The sequence below is a fragment of the Paludibacterium yongneupense DSM 18731 genome, from assembly GCF_000422925.1.
Classification (GTDB): Bacteria; Pseudomonadota; Gammaproteobacteria; order Burkholderiales; family Chromobacteriaceae; genus Paludibacterium; species Paludibacterium yongneupense.
On the sequence record NZ_AUGZ01000013.1, the window covers coordinates 98570 to 113655 of the forward strand.

12 protein-coding genes and 1 pseudogene are annotated in these 15086 nt (G+C 64.1%); 6 read left to right on the top strand and 7 right to left on the bottom strand.

Features of this window, described 5'->3' with window-relative positions; translation table 11 throughout:
- Positions 1-231 precede the first annotated feature (231 nt).
- The gene (locus G520_RS22080; protein ID WP_051229241.1) at positions 232-1680 is read right to left on the bottom strand and encodes a methyl-accepting chemotaxis protein; all 1449 of its coding nucleotides are present in this window, start codon (positions 1678-1680) and stop codon (positions 232-234) included.
- Positions 1681-1914: 234 nt separating this feature from the next.
- Between G520_RS22080 and G520_RS0107780 the strand changes: the two genes are divergently transcribed.
- Positions 1915-2664: a PEP-CTERM sorting domain-containing protein gene (locus tag G520_RS0107780; protein WP_028535150.1), complete on the top strand. Its 750-nt coding sequence runs from the start codon at positions 1915-1917 to the stop codon at positions 2662-2664.
- A gap of 22 nt (positions 2665-2686) precedes the next feature.
- Here G520_RS0107780 and G520_RS0107785 read toward each other — a convergent pair whose 3' ends face one another.
- Positions 2687-4084 (bottom strand): dihydrolipoyl dehydrogenase, encoded by a 1398-nt coding sequence (locus tag G520_RS0107785; RefSeq protein WP_028535151.1) that lies wholly within the window; start codon positions 4082-4084, stop codon positions 2687-2689.
- 106 nt (positions 4085-4190) lie between these two features.
- Positions 4191-4925, bottom strand: a complete 735-nt coding sequence (locus G520_RS0107790; RefSeq protein WP_028535152.1) for a glutathione peroxidase — start codon at positions 4923-4925, stop codon at positions 4191-4193.
- Between the two features lie 284 nt (positions 4926-5209).
- Here G520_RS0107790 and gloA2 point away from each other — a divergent pair, with 284 nt between their 5' ends.
- The 5 genes and pseudogenes from gloA2 to G520_RS22090 all read left to right on the top strand — a co-directional run bounded on the left by gloA2 (position 5210) and on the right by G520_RS22090 (position 11604).
- Complete coding sequence (gloA2, locus tag G520_RS22085; protein ID WP_051229243.1) at positions 5210-5638, top strand: SMU1112c/YaeR family gloxylase I-like metalloprotein; 429 nt, start codon at positions 5210-5212, stop codon at positions 5636-5638.
- Complete coding sequence (locus G520_RS0107800; protein WP_028535153.1) at positions 5635-7515, top strand: lytic transglycosylase domain-containing protein; 1881 nt, start codon at positions 5635-5637, stop codon at positions 7513-7515. Before gloA2 ends, G520_RS0107800 begins: the two co-directional genes overlap by 4 nt.
- 61 nt (positions 7516-7576) lie before the next feature.
- Positions 7577-8242: pseudogene (locus tag G520_RS0107805) on the top strand (complex I NDUFA9 subunit family protein); the annotation flags it as partial.
- 281 nt (positions 8243-8523) lie between these two features.
- Positions 8524-9771, top strand: a complete 1248-nt coding sequence (locus tag G520_RS0107810) for a multifunctional CCA addition/repair protein (protein ID WP_028535155.1) — start codon at positions 8524-8526, stop codon at positions 9769-9771.
- Positions 9772-9987: 216 nt separating this feature from the next.
- Complete coding sequence (locus G520_RS22090; protein WP_051229245.1) at positions 9988-11604, top strand: methyl-accepting chemotaxis protein; 1617 nt, start codon at positions 9988-9990, stop codon at positions 11602-11604.
- Between the two features lie 36 nt (positions 11605-11640).
- On the opposite strand, the gene G520_RS22095 is transcribed toward G520_RS22090, so the two are convergent.
- The 4 genes from G520_RS22095 to G520_RS0107835 are packed head-to-tail and all read right to left on the bottom strand — an operon-like array spanning position 11641 to position 15085.
- Positions 11641-12207 carry a GNAT family N-acetyltransferase gene (locus G520_RS22095; protein WP_036665722.1) on the bottom strand — a complete coding sequence of 189 codons (567 nt, stop codon included), beginning with the start codon at positions 12205-12207 and terminating at the stop codon, positions 11641-11643.
- A 17-nt stretch (positions 12208-12224) separates the two neighbouring features.
- Positions 12225-13019, bottom strand: coding sequence for a TrmH family RNA methyltransferase (locus G520_RS0107825; protein ID WP_028535156.1), 795 nt, complete (start codon positions 13017-13019; stop codon positions 12225-12227).
- 4 nt (positions 13020-13023) lie between these two features.
- Positions 13024-14346 (bottom strand): HDOD domain-containing protein, encoded by a 1323-nt coding sequence (locus tag G520_RS0107830; RefSeq protein ID WP_028535157.1) that lies wholly within the window; start codon positions 14344-14346, stop codon positions 13024-13026.
- Complete coding sequence (locus G520_RS0107835; protein WP_028535158.1) at positions 14333-15085, bottom strand: hypothetical protein; 753 nt, start codon at positions 15083-15085, stop codon at positions 14333-14335. Before G520_RS0107835 ends, G520_RS0107830 begins: the two co-directional genes overlap by 14 nt.
- Between the last annotated feature and the right edge of the window lies 1 nt (position 15086).

Sequence of the window (15086 nt, forward strand, 5' to 3'; positions counted from 1 at the left end):
TGCTGATTGCCTGGACTCCAAAATATCCCGCCTTCCCGAATCGACCGGGCCGGAATGGGTCGACACCACGATGAATCGAGATAGCGCCGACCACCGCCCCGAGTCAGTATCGGGTTCTCCGCTACCGTGCCGGCGCGATAGCGGCGCCCGGCACACGCCCGCTCGCTCCGGCCCTTGCCGAAAAGGGCGCGGGGACGCAAACAAGCGAAATCGTATTATGCTCGCATCCGCTCAAGCCATCACGATACCCGCATCATCGCCTGCCGTTTCCGGCGGGTAGCCGACGCGGAAACCGCCCCAGTGCCGGCCGCAGACAAAGATGGGCACCGACAGATCGTGCATCACCTCGCCGGTGTCGCGCATATAGGTCTGAATCAGGGCCGTCTCGGTATGCGCACCGCAGCGGGCGCCGGTCCGGTCATCGAAAATGCGCTTGGTCCGATTGCCGGCAAGATCGCGTGCGGGGTCGCCGCTGAGCGGCTGACAGAAGCGCTGATTGTGTGTGGGGACATAGCCACGGCGATCGGTGGCAATCGCATACACGGCATCAGGACAGACCGCAAAGAACGGCTCTTGCAGGGGCGGCAACAGCCGGTCGGCCAGGGCGTCGAAGGCACTGGAGTATTTTTGCGGCTGTGTGCCGGGAATAGGCCGGTAACGCTCGGAGAACAAATCGTCACGACCGATCTCGCCGCGCTCGATGGCAGAGGTGAACGCGGCGGCAATCGCATCCGCCGTCTTGCGCGCGCACGCATAGATGCGGGTATGGCTGGAATCCATCCCGCTGGTGACCATCAGCTGAAACACCTTTTCGCCGGGAGCATCGGACAGTTTCGCCGCCTGCGTCAACTCGAGCTGGAACCGGCCCATGCGACCATGGCTCTCATTCGCCGCCCCGACGATGGCATCCGCCTTGTCCGCCGTCTGGCGTGCATCGAGAACAATGGTCTGCAACCGTTGCTCCGTCTGCTCCGAATCGCGGACCAGGGTGGCCAGCTGCGCACCGACGCGCTGGGCGGTGCCGGCGACACTTTCCGACTCAGTCGCCAACTGGCTGATGACGGCAACCGAGCTTCCTGTACGTTCCTGCATCCGCAGGACCAGGTCCGAAATCCCGATCGAAGCCTGCATGGTCATATTGGCGAGCTTGCGCACTTCGTCTGCGACGACCGTGAAACTTCGCCCCTGCTCGCCGGCCCGTGCCGCCTCGATCGCCGCATTGAGCGCGAGCAGATTGGTCTGCTTCGCAATCGCCTGGATGCCGGCCGAAGCGGCTTGTATCGTATCGATCTCGCGCGCCAGATCATGCGTCGCGGCAGCGGCCTCACGGACTCTGACCACCATCTCATCCATGCGCGCGACCACGCGCGCGAGTTCGCTCGAACCGGCTTCCGATTCTTCCCGCGCGTGAACCGCCGCCGCGGCGGCCAGCCCGGCGCTTTCCGCGACCGAGCTCGCCATCGCCTTGATGCTGATCGAGTCGGCCGCGATGGCGTTCGCCTGATCCGCCGCCCTATCCGATTCGCGCGTGAGGCGGGTCAGTCTATGGCAGACATGGGCAAGCCCGACACCCATCGCGTGCAAGGTCGACATGAACTCCTCGCCCGCCGTACGCACCGTCGACACCGCCTCGGCGCGCGCGTTATCGGACCCGGCCTGTTTTCGGACAAACAACCCCATCGCGCCACCACTCTTCCATGCAATAGGTCATATAGGTATTGTAGCGATGAAAACGCGAAACAAGCGAACAGCCGCCGAACGGCAGCGATTAAAGCCAACTGGATAATATTTAATTAAAAATACGCCGAACGGTTGATGACGCGGGGTTCCTGCCCGCCTAAGCTGCCGGGCAGGAAGGTGATATACCGGCAATTGCACCCACCGTCGTCCAATGAGGTCTACTGAGGTCTTGCGATGAAAACAGGTACGCTGTTCTGTGCGCTCGCAGCCAGTTTCGCCGTCGGCGCCACGGCAGAGGCCGCCAGTTCCGCCAGCGCCGCGCTCGACTGGAGCCGGTTCACCATCACCCCGCTCACCGGAGTCGGCGTACTGAGCGGCGACACGGTTTCGTCCTCCGTCACAGCGACGGTCGCCGACAGTTGGTGGACATCCGGCACGGGCTTGACCGACATGGAGCAGCGCGATGCCCACATAGGCACGGCCCTGTCGAGTGCCGCCGCGTCCTTCGATGACATCACGCTGGCCAGCCGTTCCAGCACCGACGGCCACTATGCGACCGCCTACGCCGATGCCTATGGCTCGCTCAGCCTGGCCGCACATTCTTCGATCCGGTTTTCGGTTCCCTACCTCTTCGCCCTGGATCTGGGGGGCGACAGCCCCGACTACCCGGGTAATTTCGCCAAGACCTTCGCCGGCCTGACCGTGACGGTCATGGGCGGCAGCTTCCCCTTCCCGAGCTACAGCACCAGCGTCAGCGGCAGCATTGGCTCGCCCACGCACAGCGGGAGCGGCTGGCTCGACCTGGTGATCGATAATACCGGTGCGAGCAGCGAAACGCTGGCGTTCACAGCCATCGTCTCCGCGGAAACCAGCAACAGCGTCTCCCCGGTGCCCGAGCCCGATGCCGGCGCGCTGCTCGCGCTCGGGCTGGGCATGAGCGGCTGGCTCGCGCGCCGAAAAACCCGGCGGCTGCGCCCGGCCTGAGCACAGCCGCCCACGGCGGGTGTCAGTCGTCGCCGCGCAAGCGGGTTTCCGCGTCGCGCAGAGCCGTGCGCAACCCCTCTTCGATGACAGGATGGTAGAACGGCATCGCCAGCATCTGCGCGATCGTCAGCTTCTGCTGCACGCTCCACGCCAGCAAGTGGGCAAGATGTTCGGCGCGCGGACCGACCATCTCGGCCCCGACGAAACGCCCGCCGTCGCGCTCGGCATACACATGCAGCAGTCCGCGGTTCTCCAGCATCACCCGGCTGCGCCCTTGGTTGGCGAAGCTGACTTCCCCCACAACGATGCTCTGCGGATCCAGTTCGGTGAAATGCTTGCCGACCAGCATGATCTGCGGGTCGGAAAACACCACGGCCATGGCCGCGGTACGGGTCAGGGGGACGACATCCGGCCAGCACGCGGCATTGCGCCCCGCGCTGCGCCCTTCATCGGCGGCTTCGTGCAACAGGGGCAGCACATCATTGACATCGCCAGCGACAAAAACCGGCTCCGTCCCGCATTGCAGCGTCGCCGGGTCGAACAGCGGCACCCCGCGCGCATCGAGGGACAGCCCCGTATTTTCCAGGGCCAGGCCCGCGACATTCGGCCGTCGGCCGGTGGCCGCGAGCACATAGTCAAACCGTTCGCTGCGGGGTAAACCGTTGCGGTCGGTGAAACGGACCGAAACCGCATCCCCCTCGTTTTGCATCGCCTCGACCTGCGCCGCCGGGTCCAGCGCGAACTCTTGATTGAAAGCCTCCAGCGCCGAGGCGCGAACTGCCGGATCGGTCAAGGGGCCCACGCGGCCACTGGCACCGAAGACCCGCACCCTGACTCCGAGCCGCGCCAGCGCCTGCCCAAGCTCGAGCCCGATCACCCCCGGGCCGAACACGGCGACACTCGCAGGCAGATCGTCCCATTCGAAGATATCGTCATTCACGACCAGACGATCGCCGAGCGCCTGGAACGAGGGCGCCACGGCTGGCGACGACCCGGTCGCGATCACGATGCTTCGGGCATGAACGCGGGTATGATCATCGATCTGCAAGGTATTCTTGTCGATGAAGCGGGCATAGCCGACAAGCTTGTCCTCTTCGGGAATCGAGGCGACACCGTCGAGGACAAAACCGACAAAACGATCGCGTTCAGACTTGACGCGCGTCATGACCTCGCGACCATCGATGACGACCCGTCCATCGATGTGTACGCCGAAGGCCGCGCCATGCTGCGCGCTGTGGGCAGCCTCCGCCGCCGCGATCAGCAGCTTGGACGGCATGCAGCCGACGCGGGCGCACGTTGTGCCATAGGGCCCGCCTTCGATGACGACGCTGCGGGCGCCCTGCGCCACGGCGGCGCGATACGCGGCCAGGCCGGCCGTTCCGGCGCCGATCACGGCGACATCAACTGTGAGTGTATGCATTGCACTTCCTTTCAATCCAGCGGGATACGGCACGCTGCTGCGACGGCGTGCCGTATCCCGGGCAACGTCGCCCGGAACGCGGCCGGTCAAACCGGCCATCCCATGATCAATGCGCAGCCAGCCAGGCAGTCAGGGCATCGGCGCCCCCGACCAATTCGCCATTGATGAAGACCTGCGGAGCCGTCATGGCGCCGGACACGGCGCCGAGCACCTTGCCGCGCACCTTGTTGTCGAGCGGGACGTCGACAAAGGGCAGCCCCTTCTCGCTCAGCTCGGCCTTCGCACGGGCGCAGAACGAGCAGCCCGGCTTGGAGAAAACCACGATTTGCGCCGGCTTCCTGGCCTGCGGGTTGATGTAATCGAGCATGGTATCGGCATCGGACACCTTGAACGGATCGCCCGGTTCTTCCGGCTCGATGAACATCTTGGCCACGACGCCGTCCTTGACCAGCATCGAGTAGCGCCAGCTGCGCTTGCCGAAGCCCAGATCAGATTTGTCGACCAGCATTTCCATGCCGGCGGTGAACTCGCCATTGCCGTCCGGGACCATGACCAGATTGGCGGCCTCCTGATCGAGCGCCCATTCGTTCATGACGAAGGTGTCGTTGACCGAGACACAGAGTACGCTGTCGACGCCGTTGGCCTTGAATGCCGGCGCCAACTCGTTGTAGCGCGGCAGGTGGGTCGACGAGCACGTCGGGGTGAACGCGCCCGGCAGCGAAAACAGCACGACGGTCTTGCCCTTGAACAGCTGCTCCGTCGTGATGTCTTTCCATTCGTTATTGACGCGGGTGTGGAACACGACGTCGGGAACGCGCTTGCCTTCTTGATTTTTCAACATACTCTACACTCCTTGAGGTTGCTGGGTTGTTGTCGCTATCGATGTGGCAATATTGATAGATATTTGTAATTTTCACAAATTAATTGTAACTCTAAATTTGATAGTATTTTCAAATCGATTATTGGCTGCGCCTGCTGCGGCAAGCCTTTAAAATTAGGGGAGTCCAGCAACGGCGGCCTGCGGCCCCATGAACGACGAGGGCGTGCGCGCTGCCGGTTGCGGCCGGCACACCCGATCGCGACAGGCGCCTTGTACAAACAATTTAATATGCACTTTGCGAGACCATGTCAGCACTCATTACAGGGATACATCATCTTGCCATTATTGCTTCCGATTACTCGCGTTCACGTGACTTCTATCAACGGGTCCTCGGACTGACCGTCGTCAGCGAGACCTGGCGCGCCGAGCGCGAATCGTGGAAGCTCAATCTTGCGCTGCCGGATGGCAGCCAGCTCGAGCTGTTCAGCTTCCCTTCCCCGCCGGCCCGGCCCAGCCGTCCGGAGGCCTGCGGATTGCGCCATCTGGCATTTGCCACTCCCGACCTCGACGCGACCCGCCGCCATTTGCTGGCAGCAGGGATCGAGGCCGAAGCGATCCGGCTCGACGAATCGACCGCGCGGCGTTTCTTTTTCTGTGCCGACCCGGACGGACTCCCCCTCGAATTTTACGAAGCGGGCGACAGCATGACGCCGCCCGCCGGACAGACTAGATGAAGCCGACATTCCGTTTCACCCTGCTCGCCCTGACGCTATGGCTTCCGGCGGCGGCGCAGGCCGCGACATCCGCCCAGATGATGAGCGCGTACGACGCTTACCGTTCCAATAATCTGACACAGTTGCAGTTATCGGTCGATGCGCTAGGGTCCGATCCGCTGCATGTCTACCCCGCCTACTGGCTGGCGTTGAAATCGCTGGATCGCGACATCGATGCCCCGGCCATCGCCTTCCTCGCGCGCGAGCACGACGGCGTCCTGACCGACAAACTGCGCGTCGAGTGGTTGAAAAAACTGGGCAAGCGCCAGGACTGGGGCCGTTTCGAAAACGAGTGGAAGCTGTTGCCCGCCAGCAGCCGTGACGAAGAAAGCCAATGCTACGCCGATGTCGACGATCTGCGGCAGGGGCGTGCGCCGGCAGGGCTCGACCGTTTCCTCGACGGCCATCCGGCTCCCGACGGCTGCACCACGCTGATCGCCACGGCCGCCGGCCGCGGGCTGCTCGATAGCGAATGGCTGTGGCGCCGCGTGCGGCTGCTGCTGGCGAACAACTACCTGAACGCGGGACGCACGCTGGCGGCGGCAACCGGGCTGCCGCTGACGCCAGCCATGCTCAATCAACCGCTCGCCGCCAGCCTCGACAGCCGCTCTGGACAGGAAAGCTTCGTCTATGGGGTGGTGGGACGCGGACGGCTAGACGCCGACGCCGCCGCGCGCCTGCTGAGTGCGCACGAAGCGCAGCTGACGCCGTCCGAACGCGGCTTTGCCTGGGGCCAACTGGCCCTGCTCAGCGCTCGCAAGCTGCAGGCCGATGCTGCGCTGGCATGGTTCGACCGCGCCGACCGCACCCAGCTGACACGCGAGCAATGGGACTACTGGGCACGCAGCGCCTTGCGCATAGGACGATGGGCGACGCTGCGTGCCGTCATCGGCGCCATGCCGCCCGAGATCGCCGCCAAGCCGGCCTGGCAATACTGGCTGGCCCGGGTCGACAAGCTCGATGGGCAACCGGCCGCCGCCAATGCCCGCTTCGCCAAAGTCAGCATGAGCCGTGATTACTACGGGCTGCTGGCGCTGGAAGAACTCGGCACCACGCTGACCGCGCCGGCCGACAAAACCGCTCCCGCCAATGCCGACTTCGAAAACATGCTGCATCTGCCTGCGCTCAAACGCGCGCTGGCGCTGTACCAGATGGCCGACAGTGCGCAGACGGCGCCCTTGCGTGGCCTGGCCACCATAGAGTGGCGCCATGCGATGAGAGGCCGCAGCGATATGGAATTGCTGGCTGCTGCCGAAATCGCGAGCAAGGTCGGCTTCTACGACATGGCGATCTACAGTGCGGAGCAGACGCGCGTCCAACACGATTTCACGCTGCGCTATCTGATGCCCTATCGTGAAATCACCCAGCGCAATGCCAGGCAGCTCGGCATCGACGACGCCTGGGTATATGGCCTGATCCGCCAAGAGAGCCGCTTCGTCAATGTCGCGCAGTCCGGGGTCGGCGCCAGCGGTCTGATGCAGCTGATGCCGCGAACCGCGCACTGGATAGCCCAGAAAATGGGGCTGTCCGGCACATTGAGCGTCAACGATGTAGAAACCAATATCCAGCTGGGAACCTGGTACTTGAAGTACGTAATGGATTCCTTGTCCGGCAGCCCGGTCCTTGCGACCGCCGCTTATAACGCGGGCCCCTCGCGCGCGCGCGGCTGGCAAGGGCCGCAGGCACTGGAAGGCGCCGTCTATATAGAGACCATTCCCTTCAAAGAGACACGCAACTATGTGCAAAAAGTCATGGCCAACGCAGCGTTCTATTCAATGGGAATGGGACATGCCAGTATTTCATTGAAAACACGGTTGGGCGTCATCCCGCCGCGCTAGACAGGATGGCGGGCCGGTCGCGACCGGCACCCCTTTTCACCCGGCATTGCGGAGAACAAAAATGGACGTAAAACGCGTTTGCATCATTGGCGGCAGCGGCTTTATCGGTCGCCATGTGGCAGCCAGTCTGAGCGCACGTGCAATCGCCGTCACCATTCCGACGCGACGGCGTGAGCGTAGCAAAGAAGGCCTCATCGTCCTGCCCGGCGTCGACGTGCTGGAATGCGATGTCGGCGACGCCGCACAGTTGAACGCGTTGGTCGCCGGCCACGATGCCGTGGTCAGCATGGTCGGCATCCTGCATGGCACGCCTACACGTTTCGAGCAGGCTCACGTCGCCCTGGTCGACTCCATCATCGCCGCCTGTGCGAATCAGGGGGTGCGCCGCCTCGTCCATATCAGCGCGCTCGGCGCAGACGAGAACGGGCCGAGTTTGTACTTGCAGAGCAAGGGGCGCGGCGAGGCCCGCGTCAAGGCCAGCGGTCTGGACTGGACCGTATTGCGCCCATCGCTGGTTTTCGGCGCCGACGATCATCTGACGACGCTGTTCGCCACCCTGAACCGCTGCCTGCCGGTGCTGCCGCTGGCCGGCGCCGCGACGCGCTTCCAGCCGATATGGGTCGAAGATGTCGCCCGCGCCGTCGGCGCGGTGCTCGAGCGCGACGAGACCCGGGGCGGAAGCTACGACCTGGTCGGACCGGACACGCTGACGCTGCGCGACCTCGCACGCCGCGTCGGTCGGCTCGACGGCGGTGCGCGGCCGGTGCTGGCGCTGCCGTCTGCACTCGCCTGGTGGCAGGCCGCACTCATGGAATGCCTGCCCGGCCCCACCCTGATGAGCCGCGACAATCTGCGCTCACTGAGCAGGGACTCGGTCAGCGAACACGGCTTCCCAAGTCGCGAACTCGGTTTCGAGCCGGCCTCCCTGACGTCGATACTGCCGCTCTACCTTGGTCACGGCGAGCTCAACGCACGCCGTTCCGCTTACCGGCAGCGGCTTACGCGCGAATGAAAGTTTACATCGTCGGCGGTGCCGTGCGCGATCGCCTGCTCGGCCTGCCTGTGCGCGACCGCGACTGGGTCGTGGTCGGAGCGACGCCGGAACAGATGCTGGCACAGGGTTTCCGCCCGGTCGGGCGCGATTTTCCGGTCTTTCTGCACCCCCGCACGCGGGAGGAGTACGCGCTGGCCCGCACCGAACGCAAGACCGCGCCCGGGTATCGCGGCTTCAATTTTCACGCCGCTCCCGATGTAACGCTTGAGCAAGACCTCGCGCGGCGCGACCTGACCATCAACGCGATCGCAGAGGACGACGACGGCACGCTGATCGATCCCTTCCATGGGCAAGAGGATATCGAGGCCGGCGTGCTGCGCCATGTCAGTCCGGCCTTTGCCGAAGACCCGGTGCGGATCTTGCGGCTGGCCCGCTTTGCCGCCCGCTTCGGTTTTACCGTCGCCCCCGAAACGCAGGCGCTGATGCGGACCATGGTCGCCAGCGGCGAAGTCGATGCCCTGGTGGCAGAACGGGTATGGCAGGAGATGGCGAAAGCGCTACAGGAGCAGACGCCGTCCCGCTTTTTCATCACCCTGCGCGCCTGCGGCGCCATGGCGAAAATCCTGCCCGAAGTCGATGCGCTATTCGGCGTTCCGCAGCGTGCCGAGTACCACCCAGAGATCGATTGCGGCGACCACAGCATGCGGGTGCTGGATTACGCCGCCAGCCGCGGCGAGGCCCTGGCGGTGCGGTTTGCCGCCCTGTGCCACGATCTGGGCAAGGCACTGACCCCGGCCGACGTCCTGCCGCGCCATATCGGCCATGAGGCGCGGGGCGAGGCGCCGCTGCTCGCGCTGTGCGAACGCTTGCGCGTTCCGGGCGACTGCCGCGATCTCGCGCGGCTGGCGGTGCGCTTTCACGGCAAGCTGCATGCGGCGGATGCGATGCGTGCCGCCACCGTGCTGCGCCTGTTCAAGGACTGCGACGCGCTGCGCCGCCCGCAACGGTTCGAGCAATTGCTGGCCGTCGGCCTGGCTGACGCGCGCGGGCGCCTGGGCTACGAAGACTGCGCCTGCCCCCAGCTCGACGTCTTGCGCGCCCTGCTCGATGCCGCACGCGAAGTCGATGCCGCCGCCATCGCCATGGAACAAGCCGATAAGAGTAGAATCGCAGAGTCTGTCGATGCGGCGCGCCTGCACGCGATTGCCGAGCGACGACGGCAATGGGGGCGGGAGCCGGCGGCCGACGGGGCAACGGGATGAAGGCGTCGTTTTTGGCTGGCTATCCCGCCGCAATTGACTTGGGTCACCCCCCGTCGGCCTGGAATCGTTTTCAATAATGTCGCGGGCATCACACCGATCAAATAAAAAAAAGCAATGCAGTCAGCACATATGTTCAGACTGAACAACAAACCATCCTTTTACCCAAAATAGGCATCCAACGACAGCCCCCGCTGTCGCCCCAGGGAAACAGTAGAAATGACCATTTCGCGGCGTTTGATATTGACCTTAACCATTGCCCTCTTCTCCATGCTGCTGGTCGGCACCTATGGCGGCTGGCAGATAGGACAGGACCAGGACCGCCTGGCCTTCGTACAGCAAAAAGCCATCCCGGCCATCCTGCAGCTCGACATTGCCAAAGGCAACCTCGCCAATATGCGCATCGCCGCCTATCGGCACCTGTCGGTCACGGACCCGGCGGAAAAGCAGGCCGCAGAGAGCGACCTGGCCACCGCATTTGCCGGATTCAACAACGCATTGGCGGCCTACGAACAGGCTGCGATCCTGGACGAAACCGCACGCAAATTGCTGGCGACCGAGCGGACCGATGTGACGGCCTATCACCAGGTCGCAGAAAAAGTCATCGGCCTGTCGCGCGCCAACGATACGGCCTCCGCTCGCGCCGTCCTCGCGAACGAGCTCTACCCGGCAGGCGAGCGCGTGCACAAGGACATCGTCGACCACTTTGCCTTCATCAAACAGCAGGGTCAGGTCATTCAGGAACAGGGCACCGCGGCCTATCACTGGTCCGAGGCCGTGGGGGGCATCCTGATGGCCGCCGCCTTCCTCGTCAGCGCGCTGACCGGATTCCGGACCTATCGCCACATCCACCGCAGCCTGGACGATATCCAGTCGACGCTGGAAAAAGTCGGCGGCACACTGGATTTCACTTTGCGCGCGCGTATCCGCCGCCAGGACGAAGTCGGCCAGACCGCGTCGAGCTTCAACAGTCTGCTTGAACGTCTGCAGCACAATCTCGGCGACCTGCTGCTCAACGCACGCGAGGTCGCCACCGAATCGCAGCAGCTGTCGCAAACCGCGGTCGAGGTGTCGTCGGCGGCGGAAGAAGAAAGCCAGGCTGCGGCCAGCATGGCTGCGACCATAGAACAGATGACGGTCAGCATCAACCATGTCGCGAGTCAGGCTACCCTCACTCACGAAGGCTCGGTCGAAGCGGCCAAGCTGGTGGACGAGGGATCGCGCATCATAGGCCAGACAATTGCCGACATCCGCGAAATTTCGACCGTCATCAAGACCTCGGTGAACAGCATCCAGGAACTGGAGGCGTATACCGGCCAGGTCAGCGCGGTCATTTCGGTCATTCGCGAAGTCGCCGACCAGACCAATCTGCTCGCGCTGAACGCCGCGATCGAAGCGGCGCGTGCCGGCGAGAGCGGTCGCGGCTTTGCCGTGGTCGCCGACGAAGTGCGCAAACTGGCCGAGCGCACCGCCAGTTCGACCCAGGAAATCGCCACCACCATCGAAGCGATGGTGGACCGCTCGCGCCATGCCACCACCCAGATGCAGTCGGCCGAGCAAAGGGTGGAGTCGGGCGTGGAAAGAGCCGACAACGCCGACCGCGCGATCAAGCGCATCGGCGAGCACACCGCGACATCGACGCGCAGCGTGAGCGAGATCGCCACGGCGATCAAGCAGCAGGGCGAAGCCAGCAACAATATCGCCAGCGAAGTCGAGCATACGGCGGCCTTGTCGGAAGAATCGAGCACCGCCGCCAGGCAGACGGCAGACAGCGCGGTTCATCTGGCCGAGCTGGCGAAAAAACAGATCGCCACCCTCGCGCGCTACACCGTGTGAGAACGGACAGCCGGCGGGCAGGCCCTGCCGGCGATTTCAGGACGAGGACGGCAGCGGCAAGGGGTTGATCAGGCTGAATGCATCCAGATCCCAGTACCGTCCGAGCCAGTACATCAGGTCGCGGCGCCGACCTTCGAATTCGAAATCCAGCTTTTCCAGCACGCGCCGCGAGGCGTCATTCTCGGCGAACACCAAAGCCTGCACGCGCCGGATCGGACAGCCGAGTCCGCCGGCGAAGCACCAGGCGAGAACGACGGACAGCGCCTCGCCCATCAGCCCCTGCCCTCGCTCGGCATCGGCCAGCAGATACGAAACACCCGTGTTGTGCCATTGCCGGTTGATACCGTCGAGATTGAGCGTTCCGAGCAATTCGCCCCCGCGTTCGCGGCGCAGCGCCCACCACAAACCGATGCCGGTTTCCTGCAAGTTGCGCTGGATCGCCAGGCAGGCGCGCGCATGCTCGAGATCGACAAAGGGGTCCTGGCCGAACAGGCGCATGACGCGCCAGTCCGAATAGATTGCCAGCATCGCGGGCAGATCACGGTCGTCGACCGCATCCAGCCACAATCGTTCGGTCTCCAGCACGGGGGTCGCGACGCTCATCGCCCAATTCTCCATCATCAGTCGGGATAAAGCTGGCGTACCCTCTCGAACAGGCACAAGGTGGCCGCCATCGCCACATTCAGGGATTCGGCCTGCCCCGGCATCGGAATCCGTACGCGGACATCGGCCAGATCCAGCAAGGCGCGGCTGACGCCGGCGCCCTCGTTGCCGAAAACAAAAGCAACCGGACCTCGCAGATCCTGACGGTACAGCGATTGACTTCCTTCGAGCGAGGTCACCAGCCGTGCCCCGTCGAAAGCGAGCAATTCCGCCGCCAGATCCGCGTCTTCACGCAGATTGAGCGCAAAATGCGCGCCCATGCCGGCACGCAGCACCTTGGGCGAATAGGCGTCGACGCAGCCCGCGCTCAGATACACATCGCGGACATCGGCCGCGGCCGCCGAGCGCAGGATAGTGCCGAGATTCCCCGGGTCCTGCACATTTTCCAGCAGCAGGCGCGACGCGCTCGCCGCCGCCGCCGCGTGCTCGGGCCGTTGCACGAGCGCCAGAATTTCGGGGGCGCTGCTCAGCGCGGACACCTTGCCGAACAGCGCCTCGGCCAGCACGGTCACCCTGCAGCGCGCGGCAAGAGCGTCCAGCAGGGCTTCCACCTCGGCGTTCCCGCGCGCACGTTCATTCACGTAGAGCGCCGCAAACGTCGCATGGCTTGCCCGTGCCGTTTCGAGCAGATGAATGCCCTCCAGCACCATCAGCCGCTGCTGCCGGCGCTCGCGGCCATTTTGCAGCAAGCGTGCCAACTGCTTGATCTCGTCGTTGTGCGCGGATTCGATGCGTTTGAATTCGGACTGCATGGTTCTAGCGATGATGCGCGGCGCGCAGCACCATTTCCTTGAAGCGTTGATAGGTTTTGGCGTCGATGGCCAGATCGTTCTTGCCATGATCGACGTAGAACACCCCGCTGAGACGATGGGCGGAGAACAATGACATCACCGCGAATTCGCGCTCGCCGATGCTATCGAAGAACGGATCGCGATACTTGCCGGCCAGTTGCGCGCGCACGGCCGCCGGTGCGTGGAAACTCTGCGGCTTGCTGGTCAGCAAGGCGAAGAAAGAACCGGGCTCAAGCCCGACCTCCAGCTTGCGCATCGGATGACCAGGTTCCAAGCCGATCTGATACTGCAACTTCAAGGCATGACGATCGCTGTCGTAGCGCAGGAACATCACGCGTTCGAATTTCAGGTCGTTGGCCAGATGGCGCAAGGCCTCGCGCAGCGCGAGTTCAAGCTGCGCGTGTTCGGACAGCCCCCCTCCCTCGTGCAGCGAGACGCGCACATACTCGCCCGGCAGCATGATCAGCTCGCGCGCGGGAAAGGTGTAGCCTACGGCCCGGGCATTGTTCGCAACCTGCTGCGCGGCATAGGGCACGGCCGCATAGGCTTCATCGTAAGACGTGCCGATCAGGCGCGAGGCAACCTCTATCCCCGCCTGCCACTGTCCGCGCCAGCAGCCCTGTTCCATGCCGTTGGCAGTCGCGACCGCCAGCTTGAGCAACTGCTTGCGCGTAGTGCTGGGGCCGGGCGCCAGCAGCGACAGCAATGCCGTGGGAAGGCCGAGCGCGCGGATGAAACTCTCCAGCAGGCGCGGATAATCGGTTTCGAAATTCTCGGCCACCACCTGCAACAAGGGGCGATCACTGCCGTGATTGCGGTAAAACAGATAAAAGCAGGCCGGCAAGTTGTACACCAGCGCAGCAAGGTAGCAATCTTCGACCTTGTGCTCGCCCGCCTGCGACAGCCAGTCCTTGACGATCATGGCCGCCACCCTGCCGCGTCCGAGCAGCACGCCGATTTCCTCTATCGTCGCCGCCGACAGCGCATCCGGCACCGGCGCCAGCGCTTCGAGTCGCGAGAAGCGCATCACGACCGGATCGAGGCCGACCAGCATCAACGCCTGCTCGATCGACGGCATGATCTCGTTGCGGTTGAGCGCGGCCGAGCGGCCAAGCAAGCGGATCAAGTCGAAAAACAGCAGCGGGTCGGACAAAATCAGGTTAGACAGATCGGTAAAGCTGACCAGATCCCTGTTGCGCGCGACCATCTGCTTCAGTTCCGACATCGTACCGGGAAGAATAGGCCAGCGCCGCTCGGCGATGGAGTTCAGCCAGTCAGCAAGTTCCATGGGGATGCCGCCAGATCAAGAGTTCAACTTGCAGAGGTCCGGGCAGCGGTTGTCGCGACAGCGGCGCGACGCCGGGGATGGCGAACGTATTGCTGATCAACATGCTCTCGGGTTCTCCGTCGCTGACGAATTTATTCCACACCCGCTCCATCGGAGCCGGGGACAAAAAGGTATAGACCGTATCGTAACATCCCCAATCCTCTTTCCAGAAATTTCTGCATGCCAGATGCACGTTTTGTGGCCGCCCGCTCAAACACCAGCGCAGCCGCGCCAGCAGATACGCTCCCCAGGCATTTTCCAGGGCCGTGACATCGAGATCGGGACGGCGCGCCGCCAGCGCGAGCGCCAGGCGTGCGTCGGCACAGCCGGCCTCGAGCAGCCGTGCGCCCTGCGGCAGGCAGGCGCTCAGCGCGGCGAGTGCCGGCGAGGACGAACGATAAAACGGGACTTGTTCGACAATGGCGTTGCGAAACAGCAGCAGACAGACGATAAAGGCCGCCAGATACGACCATGGCGGCAGCCCCGCCCGCAAGGCAAGCAGCAGAACGGCGGGGAGCGCGGCCTGGGCGGCCGCGGCGCGCACGCCCAGGCGCAGGCAGAAGGCGAACCCGCCCGCAAAGGCGCCGGCAGTCAGCGCCCAGGCGACGGGGTTGAGCGCAGGGGCCAGCCAGAACCAGGCAAGGAGCAGCGCCGGCACTTGCGCAGCCAGATGGCGGGCGACACGGCTACCGCGCGTCAAC

Excerpts from the sequence above, each read along its gene's own strand:
- G520_RS0107790 (WP_028535152.1), bottom strand. The coding sequence starts at position 4,925 with ATGTTGAAAAATCAAGAAGGCAAGCGCGTTCCCGACGTCGTGTTCCAC.
- G520_RS0107830 (WP_028535157.1), bottom strand. The coding sequence starts at position 14,346 with ATGGAACTTGCTGACTGGCTGAACTCCATCGCCGAGCGGCGCTGGCCT.
- G520_RS0107810 (WP_028535155.1), top strand. The coding sequence starts at position 8,524 with ATGAAAGTTTACATCGTCGGCGGTGCCGTGCGCGATCGCCTGCTCGGC.
- G520_RS0107780 (WP_028535150.1), top strand. The coding sequence starts at position 1,915 with ATGAAAACAGGTACGCTGTTCTGTGCGCTCGCAGCCAGTTTCGCCGTC.
- G520_RS22095 (WP_036665722.1), bottom strand. The coding sequence starts at position 12,207 with ATGAGCGTCGCGACCCCCGTGCTGGAGACCGAACGATTGTGGCTGGAT.
- G520_RS0107825 (WP_028535156.1), bottom strand. The coding sequence starts at position 13,019 with ATGCAGTCCGAATTCAAACGCATCGAATCCGCGCACAACGACGAGATC.
- G520_RS22090 (WP_051229245.1), top strand. The coding sequence starts at position 9,988 with ATGACCATTTCGCGGCGTTTGATATTGACCTTAACCATTGCCCTCTTC.
- G520_RS22080 (WP_051229241.1), bottom strand. The coding sequence starts at position 1,680 with ATGGGGTTGTTTGTCCGAAAACAGGCCGGGTCCGATAACGCGCGCGCC.
- G520_RS0107800 (WP_028535153.1), top strand. The coding sequence starts at position 5,635 with ATGAAGCCGACATTCCGTTTCACCCTGCTCGCCCTGACGCTATGGCTT.
- gloA2 (WP_051229243.1), top strand. The coding sequence starts at position 5,210 with ATGTCAGCACTCATTACAGGGATACATCATCTTGCCATTATTGCTTCC.
- G520_RS0107785 (WP_028535151.1), bottom strand. The coding sequence starts at position 4,084 with ATGCATACACTCACAGTTGATGTCGCCGTGATCGGCGCCGGAACGGCC.